The 18,417-nt window shown below is 63.5% G+C and carries 20 protein-coding genes, 1 tRNA gene and 2 pseudogenes; 15 read left to right on the plus strand and 8 right to left on the minus strand.

Annotation, left to right across the window (positions count from 1 at the left end; genetic code table 11):
- Positions 1–13: 13 nt before the first annotated feature.
- Positions 14–383, plus strand: a pseudogene (locus NN5_RS14790) (transposase); the annotation flags it as partial.
- Here the strand turns inward: NN5_RS14790 and NN5_RS14795 are convergent.
- A pseudogene (locus NN5_RS14795) lies at positions 371–768 on the minus strand (transposase); the annotation flags it as partial. The pseudogenes NN5_RS14790 and NN5_RS14795 sit on opposite strands and share 13 nt — an antisense overlap.
- On the opposite strand from NN5_RS14795, the gene NN5_RS14800 reads away from it, so the two are divergent.
- Genes NN5_RS14800 through NN5_RS14815 form a run of 4 tightly spaced genes read left to right on the plus strand, consistent with a single transcriptional unit; the run spans position 732 to position 4,180 of the window.
- The gene (locus NN5_RS14800; protein ID WP_084384957.1) at positions 732–1,739 is read left to right on the plus strand and encodes an oxidoreductase; all 1,008 of its coding nucleotides are present in this window, start codon (positions 732–734) and stop codon (positions 1,737–1,739) included. The pseudogene NN5_RS14795 and the gene NN5_RS14800 sit on opposite strands and share 37 nt — an antisense overlap.
- A gap of 33 nt (positions 1,740–1,772) precedes the next feature.
- The gene (locus NN5_RS14805; RefSeq protein WP_067734870.1) at positions 1,773–2,564 is read left to right on the plus strand and encodes an SDR family NAD(P)-dependent oxidoreductase; all 792 of its coding nucleotides are present in this window, start codon (positions 1,773–1,775) and stop codon (positions 2,562–2,564) included.
- A 10-nt stretch (positions 2,565–2,574) separates the two neighbouring features.
- On the plus strand, positions 2,575–3,372 hold the full coding sequence (locus NN5_RS14810) for an SDR family NAD(P)-dependent oxidoreductase (RefSeq protein ID WP_067734871.1): 798 nt from the start codon (positions 2,575–2,577) through the stop codon (positions 3,370–3,372).
- Positions 3,350–4,180 (plus strand): SDR family NAD(P)-dependent oxidoreductase, encoded by an 831-nt coding sequence (locus tag NN5_RS14815; RefSeq protein ID WP_245656510.1) that lies wholly within the window; start codon positions 3,350–3,352, stop codon positions 4,178–4,180. Before NN5_RS14810 ends, NN5_RS14815 begins: the two co-directional genes overlap by 23 nt.
- 25 nt (positions 4,181–4,205) lie before the next feature.
- Here NN5_RS14815 and NN5_RS14820 read toward each other — a convergent pair whose 3' ends face one another.
- Together NN5_RS14820 and NN5_RS14825 are read right to left on the minus strand one after the other, a co-directional pair.
- Positions 4,206–4,952: an anti-sigma factor gene (locus NN5_RS14820; RefSeq protein WP_067734873.1), complete on the minus strand. Its 747-nt coding sequence runs from the start codon at positions 4,950–4,952 to the stop codon at positions 4,206–4,208.
- Positions 4,949–5,440 (minus strand): sigma-70 family RNA polymerase sigma factor, encoded by a 492-nt coding sequence (locus tag NN5_RS14825; RefSeq protein ID WP_067734874.1) that lies wholly within the window; start codon positions 5,438–5,440, stop codon positions 4,949–4,951. The genes NN5_RS14820 and NN5_RS14825 overlap by 4 nt, the downstream gene beginning before the upstream one ends.
- 90 nt (positions 5,441–5,530) lie before the next feature.
- Between NN5_RS14825 and NN5_RS14830 the strand changes: the two genes are divergently transcribed.
- Together NN5_RS14830 and NN5_RS14835 are read left to right on the plus strand one after the other, a co-directional pair.
- Entirely contained in the window at positions 5,531–6,778 is a 1,248-nt protein-coding gene (locus NN5_RS14830) for a S8 family serine peptidase (protein WP_067734875.1), read from the plus strand.
- Positions 6,779–6,888: 110 nt separating this feature from the next.
- On the plus strand, positions 6,889–7,611 hold the full coding sequence (locus NN5_RS14835) for a hypothetical protein (RefSeq protein WP_067734876.1): 723 nt from the start codon (positions 6,889–6,891) through the stop codon (positions 7,609–7,611).
- A gap of 609 nt (positions 7,612–8,220) precedes the next feature.
- On the opposite strand, the gene NN5_RS14840 is transcribed toward NN5_RS14835, so the two are convergent.
- From NN5_RS14840 to NN5_RS14850, 3 genes are all read right to left on the minus strand, one after another.
- Positions 8,221–8,295: transfer RNA gene (locus NN5_RS14840), tRNA-Gln, on the minus strand.
- A gap of 110 nt (positions 8,296–8,405) precedes the next feature.
- A complete protein-coding gene (gene yghU / locus NN5_RS14845) occupies positions 8,406–9,254 on the minus strand; it encodes a glutathione-dependent disulfide-bond oxidoreductase (protein WP_067734877.1) in 849 nt (282 codons plus the stop codon).
- 149 nt (positions 9,255–9,403) lie between these two features.
- Positions 9,404–10,504 (minus strand): branched-chain amino acid aminotransferase, encoded by a 1,101-nt coding sequence (locus NN5_RS14850; protein WP_067734878.1) that lies wholly within the window; start codon positions 10,502–10,504, stop codon positions 9,404–9,406.
- Between the two features lie 241 nt (positions 10,505–10,745).
- On the opposite strand from NN5_RS14850, the gene NN5_RS14855 reads away from it, so the two are divergent.
- A complete protein-coding gene (locus NN5_RS14855; RefSeq protein WP_084384960.1) occupies positions 10,746–10,946 on the plus strand; it encodes a hypothetical protein in 201 nt (66 codons plus the stop codon).
- A 476-nt stretch (positions 10,947–11,422) separates the two neighbouring features.
- Here the strand turns inward: NN5_RS14855 and NN5_RS14860 are convergent, their stop codons facing one another.
- Complete coding sequence (locus tag NN5_RS14860; protein ID WP_067734879.1) at positions 11,423–11,971, minus strand: hypothetical protein; 549 nt, start codon at positions 11,969–11,971, stop codon at positions 11,423–11,425.
- Between the two features lie 49 nt (positions 11,972–12,020).
- On the opposite strand from NN5_RS14860, the gene NN5_RS14865 reads away from it, so the two are divergent.
- The 3 genes from NN5_RS14865 (at position 12,021) to NN5_RS14875 (ending at position 13,746) form a co-directional block, all read left to right on the plus strand.
- Positions 12,021–12,803, plus strand: a complete 783-nt coding sequence (locus tag NN5_RS14865; protein ID WP_067734880.1) for a TlyA family RNA methyltransferase — start codon at positions 12,021–12,023, stop codon at positions 12,801–12,803.
- Positions 12,804–12,894: 91 nt separating this feature from the next.
- Positions 12,895–13,449, plus strand: coding sequence for a TspO/MBR family protein (locus tag NN5_RS14870; protein WP_067734881.1), 555 nt, complete (start codon positions 12,895–12,897; stop codon positions 13,447–13,449).
- A 42-nt stretch (positions 13,450–13,491) separates the two neighbouring features.
- Complete coding sequence (locus NN5_RS14875; RefSeq protein ID WP_067734882.1) at positions 13,492–13,746, plus strand: accessory factor UbiK family protein; 255 nt, start codon at positions 13,492–13,494, stop codon at positions 13,744–13,746.
- Positions 13,747–13,770: 24 nt separating this feature from the next.
- On the opposite strand, the gene NN5_RS14880 is transcribed toward NN5_RS14875, so the two are convergent.
- A complete protein-coding gene (locus NN5_RS14880) occupies positions 13,771–14,664 on the minus strand; it encodes a hypothetical protein (RefSeq protein WP_067734883.1) in 894 nt (297 codons plus the stop codon).
- A gap of 175 nt (positions 14,665–14,839) precedes the next feature.
- On the opposite strand from NN5_RS14880, the gene recO reads away from it, so the two are divergent.
- The 4 genes from recO to NN5_RS14900 all read left to right on the plus strand — a co-directional run bounded on the left by recO (position 14,840) and on the right by NN5_RS14900 (position 18,332).
- Entirely contained in the window at positions 14,840–15,445 is a 606-nt protein-coding gene (gene recO / locus NN5_RS14885) for a DNA repair protein RecO (protein ID WP_067734884.1), read from the plus strand.
- A gap of 20 nt (positions 15,446–15,465) precedes the next feature.
- A complete protein-coding gene (gene leuB, locus NN5_RS14890; RefSeq protein WP_067734909.1) occupies positions 15,466–16,509 on the plus strand; it encodes a 3-isopropylmalate dehydrogenase in 1,044 nt (347 codons plus the stop codon).
- 39 nt (positions 16,510–16,548) lie between these two features.
- Positions 16,549–17,739, plus strand: a complete 1,191-nt coding sequence (locus NN5_RS14895) for a glycosyltransferase (protein ID WP_067734885.1) — start codon at positions 16,549–16,551, stop codon at positions 17,737–17,739.
- Between the two features lie 107 nt (positions 17,740–17,846).
- Positions 17,847–18,332: a hypothetical protein gene (locus tag NN5_RS14900; protein WP_067734886.1), complete on the plus strand. Its 486-nt coding sequence runs from the start codon at positions 17,847–17,849 to the stop codon at positions 18,330–18,332.
- Positions 18,333–18,417 lie beyond the last annotated feature (85 nt).

Below are 18,417 nucleotides of genomic sequence, written 5' to 3' on the forward strand. Positions count from 1 at the left end.
GCCCAAACCCTCCTTGAGAAAATCATCGGCGAAGGCGCCTGCGGAGCAGGTGGTGAAGGATATCCGGCGGCAGACCCGGCGGCACTTCTCGGCCGAGGACAAAATCCGCATCGTGCTCGAAGGTCTTCGCGGCGATGACAGCATTGCCGAGCTGTGCCGCAAGGAAGGGATCGCCCAGAGCCTATACTACACCTGGTCGAAAGAGTTCATGGAAGCGGGCAAGCGCCGCCTGGCCGGGGACACTGCCCGTGCTGCGACCACCGGTGAGGTGCAGGACCTGCGCCGCGAGGCCCGCGCCCTGAAGGAATGCCTGGCCGACCTGACGCTCGAAAACCGCTTGCTGAAAAAAGCATGATCGCGGATGGGGGCGACGACGAATGAGGTAGACGCTGCCCCGACTGATCCCCAGTTCCCGTGCCTGTCGCGTCACAGGCAAGTCGTGCGAACGATCGATCATCGCTTTGCGCTCGGCAACAGACCGGCCTTCCCGAGCGCGCCGGCCAAAAAATCGTTCGCCAGCGTCAATTCCCCGATCTTGGCGTGCAGCGTCTTCACGTCCACCGCCGGTTCGGCCGCTTCCGCCGCGCTGTCGGCGCCGAAAACTCCGGCCGCCCCCTCCAGCAACTGCGTGCGCCACGTCGTGATCTGGTTGGGATGCACATCGAACAGCTGTGCCAGCTCGGCCAGCGTCTTCTCGCCCTTCACGGCAGCCAGCGCCACCTTCGCCTTGAATGCCGGGCTGTGGTTCCGGCGAGGTCGTCTGCTCATCTCTACTCCTGTCAGGCTGCCTTCATGGCCGCCGCAAGGCAGAAAATCCACTTATCCCACTGCCCAGATTCTTCAGGCCACCTCTCGGGAAGGGGTATTGGCGGACGCCTGGCATCCATAGCGAGGAACAGGTTGAAGGCTGGCGCGCGATAGCCGGTGCCGTGCACGGCCAAGGCGGCAAGATCGTAATGCAGCTCATGCATGTCGGCCGCGCCGCCGTCCAAGCCAACAAGGACGCGGACGCCGAGACGGTTGCGCCGTCGGCCATTCGCTGCCCGGATCCGATTTTCGGGCCGGACGGTGAGCCGATGCAAACAGTCATGCCGCGGGCATTGGCAACGGATGAGATTACCAGCGTGACCGACGAATATGTCCGCGCTGCCAAAAACGCGGTCCGTGCCGGGATGGATGGGGTCGAACTGCACTGTGCCAGCGGCTATCTGCCGATGCAGTTCCTGTCCTCCAACACCAACCAGCGCACCGACCGCTATGGCGGTTCGGTAGAAAACCGGGTGCGCTTCGTGGCCGAGACGCTGGAAGCTCTGGCAGCGGCCGTCGGGCCCGGCCGGGTAGGCTTTCGCATTTGCCCAGGGGTCGCGTTCAATGGCATGGCCGACGCGGATCCTGCCGGAACTTACGAGGCCTTGCTGAAGGCGGTGGATGGGCTCGGCCTTGCCTATGTCCACCTGATCCACATCCCCAATTCCGGCTTTGACGCGCTCGATCTCGTTCGTGCCAACTGGAGCGGGCCGGTCATCGAAAATAACGGGCTGACGCAGGAAAAGGCGCAGGCGCTGCTGGCCGAAGGCAAGGCCGATGCGGTCTCGTTCGGCTATCCCTTCATCGCCAACCCGGATCTGGTGGAGCGTTTTCGCAGTGGAGCTGCGCTGGCCCGCGCCCACAACGAGACTTTCTACACCGGCCAGGGCGATGATGCCCGCGGTTATACCGATTACCCGGCGCTGGGCTGAAACGACAATAACAGGATCGAGAGGAGGATATAGATGAGCAGGACACTCGAAGGGCGGGTCGCGCTTGTCACGGGCGGCGGCCAGGGGGTGGGGCAGGGCATCGCCCGGGCGCTCGCCGCAGCCGGATCGCATGTCGTGATCGCGCAGCGCAAAGCCGGGCAGGGTGAGGGCGAGGCCGCTCATCTGCGCGATACCTACGGTGTCGAAAGCTTCTTCATCCAGACCGATGTCACTCGCCGCGAGCAGGTGGATGCCATGGTTCAGGCCGTGCTCGACCGCTTCGGCAAGCTGGAAGTTCTGGTCAACAATGCCGGCGCCAGTTTTCCCAAGAAGCTGGAAAACCACACCGACGAGGACATGGAAGACGCGTTTGCGCTCAACTACTTTTCGGTGTTCTGGGCGATGCGGGCCGCCTTCCCGGCGATGAAGGCGCAGGGCTTCGGGCGGATCATCAATCTTGGTCCGCTCAATGGCGTCAACGCGCACCTCTTCACTGCGGCATACAATGCCAGCAAGGAAGCGGTGCGCACATTGACCCGGACAGCCGCTGCGGAATGGGGCGGATACGGCATTACGGCCAATACCATTTGCCCTGCAGCGCTCAGCCCGCAGGCGCGCGAATATTTCGATGCCAATCCGGAGATGACCAAGGCGCTGTTGCAGAACATCCCGGCGGGCCGTTTCGGCGATGCGCAGGCGGATATCGGGCCTCTGGCCGTGTTCCTCGCCAGCGACGGCAGTGCCTATTACACCGGCAACACGATGTTCGCCGATGGCGGCGGGCACATCAATGGCGTTCCCTGGCGTCCCCAGGTCGAGGATTGAGGAGAGGAACATGGAACGCTTGAAGGGAAAACGCGCCGTGGTCACCGGGGGCGCGCAGGGCATCGGGGCTGCCATAGCGCGGCGTCTTGCCGAGGAAGGCGCACGCGTCGCCATCCTCGATCTCAATGCCGGCGCGGCTTCGGCTGTCTTGCCCGCTCCGCATATCGGGATCGGTTGCGATGTCGCCGACAGCGCATCGGTCGATAGCGCCTTTGCGCAGGTGAAGGCGCAATTCGGCGGTGTCGATGTCTTGGTGAACAATGCCGGTATCGGCAGCACCGAAGGCGACGGCATGGACAAGTTCTATGCCGCTCAGGCCGAACGGGCGGCCGGATCACAGGTATTTGCCGACCAGACGATTTACTGCGCGGACGATGCCTGGGCGCGTGTGCTTGCGATTTCATTGAATGGCGCATTCTGGTGCAGCAGGGCTGCCGTCCGCCTTATGGCGGAAGAAGGCATCGGCGGGTCGATCGTTAACATCGGGTCCACTGCGGCGGTGAAGGGCAATGGGCCGATACCGTACTGCGTGGCCAAGGCCGGGATCATCGGGATGACACGGTCCATGGCCCGTGAACTGGCCGACCGGGGGATCCGCGTCAACGCAGTGAACCCCGGCGCGACCCGGACACCCCTCTATGCCAATATTCCCGAGGAAACCCGCCAGGCCATAGCGGATGATTGCCTGATGAAGCGCCTTGCCGATCCGGCGGAAGTTGCCGGTGCGGTCGCCTTCCTCGCCGGAGCTGACGGCAGTTACGCAACCGGCAGTGTCGTAACGGTCAATGGCCGTGCGTGGTTCGACTGACGGGCAATCGTCAATTCGCAGACCCAAATTCAAAAATGAGGAAAAGAGGCATTCGGCGATGGAATTGAACGGAAAAGTGGCAATCATCACCGGCGCGGCCCGCGGCGTGGCGAAAGGGGTCGCGGCCGCTTTCGTCAAGGCGGGGGCAAATGTCGTGATCGTTGATCGGGATCAGGAACTGGGCCAAAAAGCCGAGGCGCAATTGGGCGAACATGGCAATGTGGCGTTCGTCGCGATGGATCTGTGCCGCCATGAAGAGCTGCCAGCGATAATCGACCTGGCGATCGGCCGTTTCGGCAAGCTGGATGTGCTTGTAAATGCAGCCCAGGCCTCGCGTCAGCTTCGCCTTGACGAGACAAGCGTCGAGGATGCGAGGATTGCCTTCGATACCGGATTCTGGCCAACCTTCATTCTCATGAAGGCGGCTTATCCGTATCTGGTGAAAACCAGAGGATCCGTCATCAATTTCGGCAGCGGCGTCGGTTTTACAGGTGCCCCCACGCAGGCATCCTATGCCGCCGCGAAAGAGGCGATCCGGGCCATTTCGAAAGTCGCAACCAATGAGTGGGGGCCGGACGGAGTGCGTGTGAACGTGATCTGTCCCTTTGCCAACTCGGAAGGCGTGCAGGCGTGGGCCGAATATGATCCGCAGGGCTATGCCAGGCAGATCGATAACGTTGCCCTGCGCCGCATTGGGGACTGCGAGACGGATATCGGTGCCGCCGCCGTGTTTCTCGCAAGTGACGCGGCGTCATATATCACCGGCCAGACGTTGATGGTGGATGGCGGACAGACGAAAACCAATTAGGCCGATTTCGCATTCGCCGACTATCTTACTTTCCCCAAGCCTTTGACCGAACCGCCTTTTCCGCTGCCGCATCGAGCGGATCGCCTGCGGCCATGTCTTGCGCGGCTGCCAGAAGCGCGCTTTCGGGCGAGCCTGCCTGGCGATATTCGCCAGTCTGGCGCTGACCGCTCGCGATCACGCGTTCGAGCATCCAGTCCCCATCTTCCTTGCACGCGATGCCGGCCGCCGTGCCGTTCTCGAACACGCGGCAGTAATCGCCACCCTTGCGCTGGAAGCTGACAAGGATGCGGAGCGGGCCGTTTCCGCCCTGTGCCGATGCGAGCTGGTTTTCGAGGCCCTTGGCCAGCCTTCCCGAAGCGACCAGCGCGCCGTTCTTTTCCGCGACCGGGCCACCCGGCTGCAACTGCGTGCCCAGCATCAGGCCCAGCACCAGTGAGGCGGCAATGGCCATGCCGCTGCCCCAGCGTTGCATGAATGGACGCTTGCCGGACTCTGTGCCGCTTTCGCGCTCTGCGCGCGCTGCGGCCAGACTGACGACTTTGCGTTCGTCTTCCTGTACGGCGGCAGCGATCATGGCTGCGAGAGCATCGGGCACGGGCTCTTCGGCGACCGGATTCAGATGACCTTGCAGGGCTTCGCGCAGGCGCCGTTCGGCGGCCAGCCGTTGGGCCAGCGCGGGATCGGCCGCAATCGCCGCTGCCACGCGCGCAGCGTCTGCCGCAGGCAATTCACCGTCTGCATAGGCCATCAGCTCTTCGGGCGTTACGCTCATGCCGCTTCTCCCAATTCCTTGAGCAGCGCTTCGCGCCCGCGTCCCAGCCGGGACGTCAATGTGCCCTGTGGTACTCCGATGATCTCGGCCGCTTCCTTGTAGGCAAAGCCTTCCACCAGCACGAGCACAACCGCCTCGCGCTGCTCTTCCGGCAGGCGGGCAAGGGCACGGCCGACATTCCCCAGCTCCACCAGATTCTCGGCTTCGTGGTGCGCGGCATTACCTACGTTCATGCCTTCGTCCTCATGGACGAATGTCTGTGAACGCCGTTTTCTCGCCCTTGTCTCGTCAATCCACTGATTGCGCATGATCCTGTATACCCAAGCATCGAGCCGCGTGCCTTCCTGCCACTGCTGACGGGATTTCAGGGCGCGCTCTATGGTTTGCTGGCACAGATCGTCGGCATCCGCCGCATCGTGGGTCAGGCCGCGGGCGAAGCGCCGCAGGCGCGGCAGCAACGCAGTCAGATCCTCACAGAAGCGGTTCATATCCACCAACTTATCTTGCCTTGGGGATGAAACGGATGAAGGCGTCCGTTTCATCCCTGAGTGCTACGAATTTTGGTATGGGACAAGGCCATGGGCAAAGAGACAACAACGCACTGGGTGATTGCGGCGGCACTGCTGGCCCTTGCTGCGCCCCCCGTGCGGGCTCAGCTTGGCGGCATCCTGCCGGTCGATCCGCTGGGCACGGTCGATCAGGTTCGCGAGACAGTACGCGATCTGACTGACACCACGCTCGCGCCGGCCGAGGCTGCCGTGGGTGATGCACGCCAGCTTGCGCAGAACCGCCTGAAACGCCTGACCCGATTTGTCTCGAACAACCGGGACGCGGTCGAATGGGACGACCGGCACCAGGCCGCCGTGCGCGGCGAAGTGCTGCTGCTCGATCCCGATCCGGAAGCGATCGGAGTGGCTCGCAGGGCCGGATATGCCGTACTGGAGCAAGGCCGCGTTGAAGGGCTCGATGTGCCTTACGCGCGCTTGCGCGTGCCTGATGGCAAGCCGCTTGCCCGTGCGCTCAAGGATTTGCGCAAGGCACTGCCGGGGCGAGACATATGCGCCGACCAGATCCATTTTCAGGCGGGCAAGGCATTGGATGTCTCTCATGCAAAGGGCTCATCCGGAGCCCTGCCGCGCGGCGGTACGGTGGGGGTGATCGATGGTGGCATCGGCGAGTCCGAGCGGCTTGCTGCACAGCGCGGCTTCGCAAACGGGGCACCCAGGACCAGCGAACATGCCTCGGCCATCGCCTCACTTCTGACCGGGGCCGGTACGGCGCACATTTATGGCGCGGACGTATACGGCACCGATCCGGCGGGCGGTAATGCACTGGCCATCGCAAGAGCGCTTGGCTGGATGCAGCAACAGGGCGTGCCGGTAGTTTCGATCAGCCTCGTCGGCCCCGCTAATCCGCTGCTGGCGCGGGCGATAGACGCGGCCCGCAGGAAGGGCATGGTGGTGGTTGCTGCCGTCGGGAATGACGGCGCGGCTGCACCTCCGGCCTATCCGGCCTCCTATCCCGGGGTGATCGCAGTGACCGGGGTTGATGGCGCCGGCCGTGTACTGATCGAGGCCGGGCGCGCCGCACATCTCGATTATGCCGCACCGGGCGCGGACATGTCTGCGTTAGTGCCCGGCAAGGGCAGGATGGATTTGCGTGGAACCTCCTTTGCAGCCCCTCTGGCAGCCTCCCGCATAGCTGCCCGGCGGATGGAGCCCGGCAGCGTTACCGTGGCGTTGAAAGCCGTGGATTCGGAGGCAGTCGCAGCGTCGCGCAGGACCGGGCGCGGGATCGTCTGCAACATCTGCCGCTCGGGTCTCTGAAATTTTTTCCTCCTTTTACGGATGAAAGTGAAAGGGCCGCTCGTTCCTTCCCACAGACCGCCCGGGGGCAAGCCTCCAGGCCAGAAACAGAAGAGGAATGGAGCGAGATCATGAACAAGTTTGCTTTCACAACCGCGATCGCCACGCTCACCCTGGCAACGATGCCGGGCACAGCCAATGCCCAGTTGCTGGGTGGTGGCGGCCTGGGGGGCATGGTGGGCGGTACTCTCGGCGGAACGCTGGGCGGCGGCATCGGCAGCATGGGCGGTGTCGGCGGAACTGCCGGCAGCACCATGAGCGGTGCCAGCGACGTCGGCGTTTCACGCAAGGCCCAATCGGTCAGTTCGGCGCTTAACGGCAGCGGTGCGGCCAGTGCCAGCAAGACCGTTACTGCGCCCGATGCCTCCGCTGTGACTGGTGCCGTTGCCAATGCGGGTTCGGCCGCAAGCGGGCTTGCCGGCTCTGTCACGGGCAGCGCGATGGCGGCGGGTACTGGCACCGCGCCCAGCTCGGCCACCAGCTCTGACGCGAGCGGAACGGCTGCCGGTTCGGGGACCGGAAACCTGACCGGAGCTTCGACTCTGCCGATCAATCCGGTTGGTTCGGCATCGCAGCTTGCCGATACCGCATCCGGCGCGGCCGGCACGGCCAAGGGGGCTGCTGGTAATCTTGCCAGCAGCGCAGCAAGCGCGAATGCCGGCGGATCGGGCAACGGTTCGGGCAGTGCCAGCCTTGGCGGCAAGAACACCAGCGCGAACGGTTCTGCCTCGGGCGCGGCGTCCGGCAGCGGTGCCAGCGGCTCGGTCAGTCTTGGCGCCAGCGCCGGGACCTGAATTTAACCCCCCCCCCGCAGCCGCTGCGATCACCCCCACCGAGAATGCAGCGGTGGCGCGTCCCCGGAGGGTCCACGCTCTTCGGGGACGTTTCGTATTGGACGTCTTCTCACTGTCCGCGATTTCCTGTTCCCATTTGAGGAACGAGGCTCGCTTCTCCTCTTCGATGCCATAGAGGTCGTAGGTTCGTTCGAGCCCTTTCTTTGCGTGGTTGAGCATGGCTTCGGCCGTTTCAAAATCGACCTTTCGCCGCTTGGTGTTCAAGCGCGCGGTCCTTCTGAAATCATGGGGTGTAAAGCGAGCGATGGGATGTCCTGCCAAGGGCTCCATGCGGGCGAGCGAACCCTGTCCCGGGCCTTGTATCAGACCGAATTGTTCCGGGGGGGGGGGCACCAGCGATCCCTTCGTCAATGCGTCCCGGAGGCGGTGGTGAGTGTGTTTGCGACGTTTCTTGTCATAACCGATGCTCCGGTTGGCTCTCGTCGCAGCAAAAATCGTGACACAATTGATGTCTAACCGGGGCTAGCCGAGGCTAACCCAGTCCAACGGATTGTGCGCAGATCTGTCTCGTAAATCACTGTGAAGAGGCCGAATCTTGAGAGACTCGGTTGGCTGGGGCGGCAGGATTCGAACCTGCGAATGCCGGTACCAAAAACCGGTGCCTTACCACTTGGCGACGCCCCACCGGGAGGGCCGCCTTGCGCGGCCTCCGAGAGAGGAGCCGCGCTTAGCGGCTAAACCCGGTGCTGAAAAGGCCCTTTGCGGAGATTTTCGCCATCGGGTTTCCGGCTGGCTCAGGCGGGCAGGACCGCGTCGATATCGGCGGCGCTGTGGTGTTCCGCCACAAAGCCTTCGCCGGTGCGGTTGACCCGCACGCCGCGCTGCACTGCCTTGCGCTGGCCGATCTGGTCTGCCCAGCGGGCAAGGTTGCGGTAACGCGCCATGTCGAGGAAGGTCGCGGCATCGCCATAGGCGTCGCCCGTGGCCAGCCGCGCGAGCCAGGGCCAGGCGGCGATGTCGGCAATCGTGTAGTCCTCGCCTGCTAGATAGGGGGTTTCGGCCAGGCGCCGGTCGGCGACGTCGATGATGCGCTTGGCTTCCATCGCATAGCGGTTGATCGGATATTCGTATTTCTCGGGCGCGTAGAAATAGAAGTGTCCGAAGCCGCCGCCGATCACCGGTGCGGTCGACATCTGCCACATCAGCCACGAGAGGCATTCGGCACGCGCACCCGGCTCGGTGGGCAGGAACAGGCCGAACTTCTCGGCCAGGTGCATCAGGATCGCGCCGGATTCGAAGACACGGATGGGCGTGGGACCGGAGCAGTCGAGCAGGGCGGGGATCTTCGAGTTCGGATTGATCGACACGAAACCGGAGGAGAACTGGTCGCCATCGCCGATCGAGATCAGCCAGGCGTCGTACTCGGCACCGGTCTTGCCGGCCGCGAGCAGCTCTTCCAGCATGATCGTCACTTTCTGCCCGTTGGGCGTGCCCAGCGAATAGAGCTGGAGCGGGTGCGCGCCGCGGGGCAGGTCCTTGTCATGCGTGGCGCCAGCGACAGGGCGGTTGATCTTGGCCCATGCCCCACCGCTTTCCGCGTCCCAGGTCCAGACTTTCGGCGGGGTATAGGTGGGATCGGACATGTCGGAAGGCTCCTGTATCGGGGGATGCCTTCAGGTAGGTGCGGCGCCAGCGTACAACAACCATCCGCGCCGGATATACAGGTTTGTCCTGCATACCCGGCGCGGGGATCTTCTGTGTATTTGCGGAAGCGGCGTTGCCCGCTTCGGCCTCAGCCGATCTTGCGGATCCAGCCGTGGGTGTCCGCAGCCTCGCCGCGCTGGATGGCCACCAGCCGGTTCTTGAGCTTCTGCGTCAGCTGGCCCGGGTCGCCCGAACCGATGGTGAATTCTCCGTCGCGGCCGGTGACTTTGCCGACCGGCGTGACCACGGCGGCCGTGCCGCAAGCGAAAGCTTCGATCAGCTTGCCCGAGGCGGCATCCTCGCGCCACTGGTCGAGGCTGTAGCGGCCTTCCACCACATTCAGGCCTTCCTCGCGCGCCAGTGTCAGCAGGCTGTCGCGGGTGATGCCGGGCAGGATCGTGCCGGTCAGCGCCGGGGTCAGCAGAGTGCCGTCCTCGAACGAGAAGTAGAGGTTCATGCCGCCCAGTTCCTCGATCCACTTGTGCTCGGCGGCATCGAGGAAGACGACCTGGTCGTGCCCGCGGGCCATGGCTTCGCTCTGGGGAACGAGGCTGGCGGCATAGTTGCCGCCGCACTTGGCCGCACCGGTGCCGCCGGGCGCGGCGCGGGTGTAGTCCGAGACCCAGATCGAGACGGCCGGGGCGCCAGACTTGAAGTAGTTGCCCGCCGGGCTGGCGATGACGATGAACTTGTACTGCTTGGCCGGGCGCACGCCGAGGAAGGCCTCGGTCGCGATCATGAACGGGCGCAGGTAGAGCGAGGCGCCTTCGGCCTCGGGAATCCAGGCGCGGTCGATCTGGACCAGCCGCTCGACCGCCTCGACGAAGAGTTCTTCGGGCAGGGCGGGCATGGCAAGGCGTTCGGCCGAGGCGTTGAAGCGCGCGGCATTGGCTTCGGGGCGGAACAGGGCGATCGAGCCGTCGGCCTGCTTGTAGGCCTTGAGGCCTTCGAAGATTTCCTGCGCATAGTGCAGCACGGCGGCGGCCGGATCGAGCGCGATCGGCTGGCGCGGGCCGATGACGGCATCATGCCAGCCTTGGCTTTCGTTCCATTCGATCACTACCATGTGGTCGGTGAAGTTCGTGCCGAAGCCGGGATTGGCCAGCACGGCTTCGCGTGCTTCGTCACTGGCAGGGGCGGGGTGGGGCAGGGTGGTGAACTTCAGGCCGGCATCGGCGAGACTCGCCATGGTAATGGGGATCCTTGCAATGGAGTGACTGCGCGCCGTTGAACGAAAATTACGCCTAACGCAATAGAAAAGTAATTTTCCGTCTCGGCTGATTTGTCATAGCACGGTGGTGAAAGCGCGCAAATGGGATGCGGTCAATGCTGTTGCCCATGCAACTGCCATTGCCGCTGATTGTCCAAGCGTGGAAAACCGCAAGCCGGTGCATGGACGCCGGGAGGAGCTGCCCCTAGCGGGCGGCGCCATGAGCATTATCGCGACCATCATGAATTCGGCCACCGGCCAGCCGATCCAGAAGATGACCTTCGGGCGTATGCCCAAGCCCTGGATCAGCTTCAACCTTGCCACCGGGGAACTCGTCACGGCCGACCGGGTGCATGTCGGCAAGCCCGCTCCGGGAAAGTTCGTGGCGCCGGTGGAAGTCTGGGTGACGCCCAAGGGGTGAAATGAGAAGGGCCGCACCGGAGATCCGGTACGGCCCTTCGCATGGTCAGCGGCCGGAAGTGCCGCCAGCGAGTACCTTTATCGCGTAATCAAAAATCAGCGATAATGCCTCGCGACGGAAATTGCCGACCTCTCTGCTGAACCATGAGACATCGGATCACCTCCTTTCGCGCTGTTGAGCCAAGTACGCCGCATGATGCGGCTGGGATTTTGGAGTGTCCCGGGCGCGTTTCCCGGGTCCCGCTATCCTGTTCAAATGTGTGTCCGATTCCGCATCGCACAACAAGTCTTGCAATCATTTTTTTTGCCGTCATTATCTCGGCTTCCGGCCAGTTTTCCCCAACTGTGCGGTGATTTTCAGGCACGGTTCGGGGCGCCGGAAAGTGCGGCCTGAAGCAGCGAAAAACTCAGCGAAAATATTGCAGCATTTTGCCCGGGCAGGCGGTTCGAGTCGGCGGTCTCGGCTGCTCTGCCGTTTTAGCGGCAATCCTCGATGACTCGCGATACTTCGGTCCAGCTCGGGATGTAGAGCGGGGCGGTGCCGGCTGCTTCCACGGCAAAACGGCCCCGGCTGAAAGCCATGGCATCGAGCAGCGGATCGCGCGCGGAGAGCGTCACGCCCACGCCGCCCGCGACAGGGACGGCTGGCAGCGAACGGGCGGTTTCGCTGGTGCGGATCGTCATCGGCACTTGTCCGCTTGCCGTGCTTGCGGCGCGCAGCAGTGTGATGGTGTGCTGCGCCGGGTTGCAATGCATGATGAATTGTCCATCCGCGAAGACCGCGTCCGATCCGGTAGCCGAGCGCGACCAGCGCCAGTTGCCCGGCGTCGCGGGCCAGTCGCGCCAGTCCGGGGAAGGCGGCACCGGCGCCGGCTGCGGGGCCGGGCGCGCCGTGGTCGTGGGGGCGGGCGTTGGGGCCGGCTTGGGCGGTTGCGGGACGCAGCCGCCGAGCAGGGGCACGGCGCCCAGTGCCGTCAGGGCGAGGATACGGAGAGCGGTGGCGCGGCTGCGCGGATTTGCCTTCATGCCTCCGGTATGGAATGACACGCGCCCCACCTCAAGTATGCAAGCTCAGATGACCGACCCGTCCGCCTCTCGTCCTGTCGAAAAATCCCGCGCGCCCGCCAAAGTCCGTGTCGATCAACTGCTGGTCGACCGCGGTCTTGCTGAAAGCCGCACCCGTGCGCAGGCGCTGGTACTGGCCGGGCTGGTGTTTTCAGGCGAGACCAAGATCGCCAAGTCCGGCCAGAGCCTGAAGGCCGACGCGCCGCTGGAAGTGCGCGGACGCGATCACCCGTGGGTGTCGCGCGGCGGCATCAAGCTGGCTCATGCGATCGAGCATTTTGATCTCGATCCCGCCGGGGCCGTCGCCATGGATATCGGCAGTTCGACCGGCGGCTTTACCGACGTGTTGCTGACCAAGGGCGCGAAGCATGTCTTCGCGGTGGACTCGGGCACCAACCAGCTTGCCTGGAAACTGCGGCAGGATCCGCGCGTGACCGTGCTCGAACAGACCAGCGCCCGCATCCTGACGCCGGACCAGATCGATGCGCCGTGCAACTGGGTGGTCTGCGATGCCAGTTTCATTGGCCTTGCCAAGGTCCTGGAGGTGCCGCTGCGCCTCGCCGCGCCGTCGTGCCGCCTCGTCGCGCTGATCAAGCCGCAGTTCGAAGTCGGTCGTAACGAGGTGGGCAAGGGTGGTGTGGTGCGCGATCCCGTGCTGCACCAGCGGGTTTGCGATGAAGTGCGGGCATGGCTGGAAGGTGAGGGGTGGGATATTCAAGGCATTGTCGAAAGCCCGATAAAGGGGCCGGAAGGCAATGTTGAGTTTCTCGTTTCGGCACGGCGGGGCAATTGACTGTTAGCAGACGATTGCACCTTTGGCTTCGCGCCTGCACAAAACGCGCCATCTTCGTGGCCGCCAAGTGATTCGGGAGTCGTTAAGCGAAATGAACCTGCTCGCCTCTTCGGGCCAGTTGCGTGCGAGTTTCATCCGTTGGGCTCTCGTTTGCGTTCCGGTGATCGTCCTTCTCGGTTTCCTGTCCGGCACCGCCGCGCAGAGCGGACCGCAGAACCCCTGGTTTGCAGCGCTCGTCAAGCCTGAGGCTTATCCGCCCCCGCAAGTGTTCGGGATCGTGTGGACCTTGCTCTACGTCCTGATGGGGCTGGCGCTGGCGATGGTGCTTTCCGCGCGCGGCGCGCGGGGGCGCGGCCTGGCGGTGATCGTTTTTGCGGTGCAGTTCGCGCTCAATCTGGCGTGGTCGCCCGTGTTCTTCGGCGCACACCAGCTTACCGGCGGGCTGATCCTCATCGCGATTCTCGATGCCGCCGCGCTGGTGACGGTGTTCCTGTTTGGCAAAGTGCGGCCGGTCGCGGCCATGCTGCTGGTGCCTTATCTGCTCTGGCTGCTCTTCGCGACGTACCTCAACTTCGCGTTCCTTCAGGCCAATCCCAGGATGGACGGCGTTGAGGGGAATGGCGCCGTGGTGCGTTACGAGATCTGATCGCCTCTTGCGCTCCGGCGCGGAGCGTTCCATTTAGGTGCCATGCAAAGCGAAAACCCCTTCATCGCCGATTTCGCCAAGATGATGAACAGCGCCGCCGGCACGCTGGCCGGCATGGGGCGCGAAGCCCGCGACAATGCGCGCGAGCGGTTCAAGGAATTCATGGGCGACATGGACTTCGTCAGCCGCGAGGAATTCGAGGCCGTCAAGGAAATGGCCGCGACCGCGCGGGCCGAGGCCGATGCGCTCAAGGCGCGGGTGGACGCGCTCGAAGCGAAGCTGAACGCAGGCGGCTGAATGAATGCCCGGGATTCGGGCTGATTAGGGCGAAGCGGTTTCTTCAAATGTTGCGCGTTTAGTCGCTGTTTGACGCCATGCCGTGGCAGGATAAACGATGCCCGCGAAGTAGAGCGGCATCAAGGTGAGTGCCCAATAGAAATTCTGTTCCCGCGCGAACAGCATTTCCAATGCGGCAAATCCTGAAAACCAAAGCAAGGCAGTGCTGTCTCTGTACCAGCCTGCAAGCGGCAGCAGGGCCACAGGAACGGCGAGCCAGAATGGCAGCAGTTGAAGTGCGCTGACTTGGTTTAGGTCGCTGGCAAGTCCGGCAGGGCCGCGCATGCCGTGCCATCCTTGCGAGTGGAGGTCGCCCGGTTGCCAGGTCTGCATGACAGCGGCGGCGTGCAGCGCCATGATTGTGGCGAAGCCGGCGGCTACAATTGCGGCGGCAGTGACTGTGCGCCAGTCACGTTTCCAGGCGGCTGTTGCCGCGGTTGCGGCGACAAACAGGATCGCAAATTCCCGGAAAACAAGGGCCGCTGCAGCGCAGGCAAGGCGCTTGCGCCCCTCCAGGCCGAGGGCAAGCCCAATCAGTAACCCGCACCAGAGTTCACCGAAAAAGATTGAAGTGACACTGATCGAGGGGACCGCTGATATGCCGACGATCAACAGGAATGCGATTCTGATGCCCAGCGGTGCTGTCCTTAAGCGATGTAACCACACGGCGAGTACCGCGGCGAACAGGCTGTAGGCCAGCAGCAGCATGAATGTTTGGCCTAAGGTCGCGTAAAGCCAGGCAATCGTCGGCAGGCGTACCGTGAAAAAGGGATGGGTTGGATATCCGTTTTCCAGTTGAAGGCGTGTTGCGGCGGCATAGTAGTTTTCGCCACTGGCTGTGGATTGTGCGATTGATCTGTATAAGTCGATATCGTGCATGAGGATGACCGGCTCTTGCAGTCTTTCAGAAGCTGCATTTTGTCGTGAACGTCTTTTTGAATTTTGAATGTATATGCCAGAATGGTCGGAAATTCTTTAAAGTTCAAGGCAATGAGTACTCGTTGAGGATTAGAACATAGTTGCAGGCTGACCGGCAACCGTTCAAACACGCCCCATGCATTTTCGCGCGCCCGCTCTTGTTTGCGCCACGCACCCGCACGGCGAGACGGCCGTCATTGCGCGGCTGCTGACGGCCGGGCACGGGCTTGTCGCGGCCTATGTCGCCGGGGGCAGGGGGCGGCAGCTGCGTCCGGTGCTGATTCCCGGCAACGTGGTCGAGGTGGAAGTGCGCTCGAAAACGGAAAGTCAGCTTCCTTTCGCTCGCGTCGAATTGCTGCAGAGCCGAGGTCCTTGGCTGACCGAACCCTTGCCTGCCGCAGCCATTGCCTGGGTGACGGCGCTTACCGCGTCTGCCTTGCCCGAACGGCATCCCTATCCAGCCCTGCACGAGGCCCTGTCCGCCCTGATCGAGGCGGTGTGCGTGGCGCCCTCGGCGCGCGGCTGGGCCATGGCGCTGCTGTCCTATGAAGTGCTGCTGCTGCGCGAACTGGGGTATGGAGTTCCGGTCCGGCGTCCGGAGCAGGCGGACTGGGGGGCGATTCTCGATGCTTTCGATCGCATCGGGCGCGAATTGGCGCGCTACCCGCTTGCCGATCGCCGCAGAGACGTTATGGCGGCGCGCGACTTGCTGCGCGAGCGGCTGAAGCGGATCGAAGGCTGACACTCATGACGAAGAACTCCCTGCGCATCGCGGTTTTTGCCGGTGACGGAATCGGCCCCGAAGTGACCGAGCAGGCCGTGCGCGTGCTCGAAAAGCTCGGCCTGGAAGGTCTTGAGCTGGTCGAGGGCGATGTTGGCGGCATGGCCTATTACAAGCACGGCCACCCGCTTCCGCCGCAGACGCTGGAAATTGCCCGCTCGGCCGATGCGATCCTGTTCGGTGCGGTCGGCGATTTCTCGTGCGATCACCTTGAGCGCCATCTGCGCCCCGAACAGGCGATCTTGGGGTTGCGCAAGGCGCTGGGCCTCTTCGCCAACTTGCGCCCGGCGCGCGTGTTCCCCGGCCTTGAGGACCTCACCACGCTGCGCCCCGAAGTGGCCCGCAAGATCGACCTGCTGATCGTGCGCGAGCTCAACGGCGATGTCTATTTCGGCGAAAAGGGTATGCGCACGCTGCCCGACGGCCGCCGTCAGGGCTGGGATGTGATGTCCTACGCCGAAGACGAAGTGCGCCGCATCGCGCACACCGGCTTCACTGCCGCGATGGGGCGCTCGAAGAAGCTGTGCTCGGTGGACAAGGCCAATGTGCTCGAAACCTCGCAACTCTGGCGCGACGTGATGATCGAGGTGTCGAAGGAATACCCCGAAGTCGAACTCAGCCACATGTACGTCGACAATGCGGCGATGCAGCTGGTGAAGAACCCGGGCCAGTTCGACGTGGTCGTCACCGGCAATCTCTTCGGCGATATCCTGAGTGATCAGGCCAGCATGTGCGTCGGTTCCATCGGCCTGCTCGCTTCGGCCAGCCTCGCCGAGGGGACTTATGGCCTCTACGAGCCGATCCACGGCTCCGCGCCCGACATCGCGGGCAAGGGCCTTGCCAATCCCATGGCGGCGATCCTGTCCGCCGCAATGCTGCTGCGCCACTCGCTGGGGCTTGAGGAGCAGGCCGTGCGTATCGAGAATGCCGTTGCAGGAGCACTGGCAGCAGGCGTAAAGGGCGGCGACCTGGGTGGTTCGGCCGGAACGCTGGAAATCGGTGACGCGGTGGTCGAACGGCTCTAATAAGGCTTTTTTGATCTTTACCGCCTAAATACGGGACGCATGAACATTACCAGTTCCGAACTCGCCCAGGCGGCGAATGCTGCCGCAGACGCTGCCGACCGCCCGCTGGAGCTGGCGGTCGTGCTGCCGACGTATAATGAGCGCAAGAACATCGCGACCATGGTCGCGCGTCTCGACAAGGCGCTCAAGGGTATCGCCTGGGAAGCCATCTTCGTTGACGACAACAGCCCGGACGGGACGTCGGACGAGGCGCGCCACCTGTCGCTGACCGATCCGCGCGTGCGCTGCATCCAGCGCATCGGCCGCCGTGGGCTGGCCAGCGCGGCGATCGAAGGCATGTGTTCCACTGCGGCGCCGGTCGTGGCGGTGATGGACGCAGACCACCAGCACGATCCGGAACTGCTGCCGCAGATGCTGAAGGCCGTGACCTCGGGCGAATACGATCTGGCTTATGCCTCGCGCTTTGCCGAAGGGGCCAGTACCGAGGCCTGGGGGCGCCCGGACCGGGTGAAGGCCTCCGGACTTGCCAACAAGATCGCCAACAAAGTGACCGGGGTCGAACTCACCGATCCGATGAGCGGCTATTTCATGCTGCGCACGGAAACCTTGCGCAATGACGCGCACCGCCTGTCCGGCGTGGGTTTCAAGATCCTGCTCGACATCCTCGCCACGGTCGAGAGGCCGCTGCGCGTCAAGGAATTCCCTCTCAACTTCGCCGCCCGTGCGGAAGGCGAAAGCAAGCTGGACCAGACCGTCGTGTTCGAATTCCTCGTAGGCCTTTACGACAAGTGGCTTGGCCGCATCATCCCGACCCGCTTCGCGCTGTTCGGCACGGTCGGCGCAATGGGCGTGGCGGTGCAGTTCGCCGCGCTGTGGCTGGTGCTCAGCGTGTTTCTGGGCGAGCGTTTCGTCTATGGTCACTGGGAGACGGGCCGCACGACCTTCATCGTCGCCAATACTGTGGCCGCGGCCGTAGCGATGACGTTCAACTTCGTGCTGAACAACGAACTGACCTATTCCGACAAGCGCCTGCGCGGCTTCGGCCCGCTGATGCGCGGTTGGGCGCAGTTCGGCGTCACCTGCTCGCTGGGCTTGCTCACCAATGTCGGTGCGGCGGCGGTGCTCAAGAGCGTCGGTATCCATGATATTCTGGCGGTGGTGACGGGCATTGTTCTGGGTGCTGTGTGGAACTTCGCGCTTTCGTCCAAGTTCGTCTGGGGCAAGTACTGAGCACCATGTGCCATTTGTCGGTTCCGGTAGGCTGTCTGCCGGAATCGTTTTGAGTATTTTCAAGTAATCGTCTCTTCGCCCGCCACCACATAAGCGGGAGAAGTTTGATGATCTTTCACCTTTCCATTGATGCGCGCGATCCGCAGCGTGTCGCAACGGTTCTGGCCGAGTTGCTGGGCGGCAAGGCCACGCCGTTTCCGCCAGTCGCTCAGGGTAGCTGGGTTGCCCATGCCGGGGACGACCGCAACACGCTGGTCGAAGTCTATCCGCGCGGCACCGAACTGGTCGAGGCGCCGGGCGATGCCGACGCCGTCGGCGTACCGGGATACGACCGCCTGAGCGCAACGCACTTCGCGATGGCGACCCGGCTCGATCAGGCCGCTGTCTTCGCGATCGCCATGCGCGAGGGTTGGCCGGCCAAGTATCGCAAGCGCGGCGGCGCTTTCGGTGTCATCGAGATGTGGATCGAGAGCGATCGTATGCTCGAAGTCCTGACGGACGAGATGCAGGCGGAATATCTCTCGACGATGACTCTGGCCAACTGGGAAGACATGCTTGTCCATGGCGATGAAAGGCATCGTATCCCGGCATAGCGGCCATTCCCCTTCCTCTTTAGAGGAGGGGAGCGAGACTTGGGCCTGCGCAGCAGGTCTTAGTCGCAGCAGGTCTTAGTCGCAG

The sequence above is a fragment of the Novosphingobium naphthalenivorans NBRC 102051 genome (genome assembly GCF_001590985.1).
GTDB lineage: Bacteria > Pseudomonadota > Alphaproteobacteria > Sphingomonadales > Sphingomonadaceae > Novosphingobium > Novosphingobium naphthalenivorans.

Coding starts and splice junctions, on each gene's coding strand:
- NN5_RS14820 (WP_067734873.1), bottom strand. CDS start 4,952: ATGAGCGTAACGCCCGAAGAGCTGATGGCCTATGCAGACGGTGAATTG.
- NN5_RS14870 (WP_067734881.1), top strand. CDS start 12,895: ATGAACCTGCTCGCCTCTTCGGGCCAGTTGCGTGCGAGTTTCATCCGT.
- yghU (WP_067734877.1), bottom strand. CDS start 9,254: ATGTCCGATCCCACCTATACCCCGCCGAAAGTCTGGACCTGGGACGCG.
- NN5_RS14850 (WP_067734878.1), bottom strand. CDS start 10,504: ATGGCGAGTCTCGCCGATGCCGGCCTGAAGTTCACCACCCTGCCCCAC.
- recO (WP_067734884.1), top strand. CDS start 14,840: ATGCATTTTCGCGCGCCCGCTCTTGTTTGCGCCACGCACCCGCACGGC.
- NN5_RS14895 (WP_067734885.1), top strand. CDS start 16,549: ATGAACATTACCAGTTCCGAACTCGCCCAGGCGGCGAATGCTGCCGCA.
- NN5_RS14880 (WP_067734883.1), bottom strand. CDS start 14,664: ATGCACGATATCGACTTATACAGATCAATCGCACAATCCACAGCCAGT.
- NN5_RS14875 (WP_067734882.1), top strand. CDS start 13,492: ATGCAAAGCGAAAACCCCTTCATCGCCGATTTCGCCAAGATGATGAAC.
- NN5_RS14815 (WP_245656510.1), top strand. CDS start 3,350: ATGGCCGTGCGTGGTTCGACTGACGGGCAATCGTCAATTCGCAGACCC.
- NN5_RS14855 (WP_084384960.1), top strand. CDS start 10,746: ATGAGCATTATCGCGACCATCATGAATTCGGCCACCGGCCAGCCGATC.
- NN5_RS14865 (WP_067734880.1), top strand. CDS start 12,021: ATGACCGACCCGTCCGCCTCTCGTCCTGTCGAAAAATCCCGCGCGCCC.
- NN5_RS14835 (WP_067734876.1), top strand. CDS start 6,889: ATGAACAAGTTTGCTTTCACAACCGCGATCGCCACGCTCACCCTGGCA.
- NN5_RS14805 (WP_067734870.1), top strand. CDS start 1,773: ATGAGCAGGACACTCGAAGGGCGGGTCGCGCTTGTCACGGGCGGCGGC.
- NN5_RS14860 (WP_067734879.1), bottom strand. CDS start 11,971: ATGAAGGCAAATCCGCGCAGCCGCGCCACCGCTCTCCGTATCCTCGCC.
- NN5_RS14900 (WP_067734886.1), top strand. CDS start 17,847: ATGATCTTTCACCTTTCCATTGATGCGCGCGATCCGCAGCGTGTCGCA.
- NN5_RS14810 (WP_067734871.1), top strand. CDS start 2,575: ATGGAACGCTTGAAGGGAAAACGCGCCGTGGTCACCGGGGGCGCGCAG.
- NN5_RS14830 (WP_067734875.1), top strand. CDS start 5,531: ATGGGCAAAGAGACAACAACGCACTGGGTGATTGCGGCGGCACTGCTG.
- NN5_RS14825 (WP_067734874.1), bottom strand. CDS start 5,440: ATGAACCGCTTCTGTGAGGATCTGACTGCGTTGCTGCCGCGCCTGCGG.
- NN5_RS14800 (WP_084384957.1), top strand. CDS start 732: ATGCCGGGCTGTGGTTCCGGCGAGGTCGTCTGCTCATCTCTACTCCTG.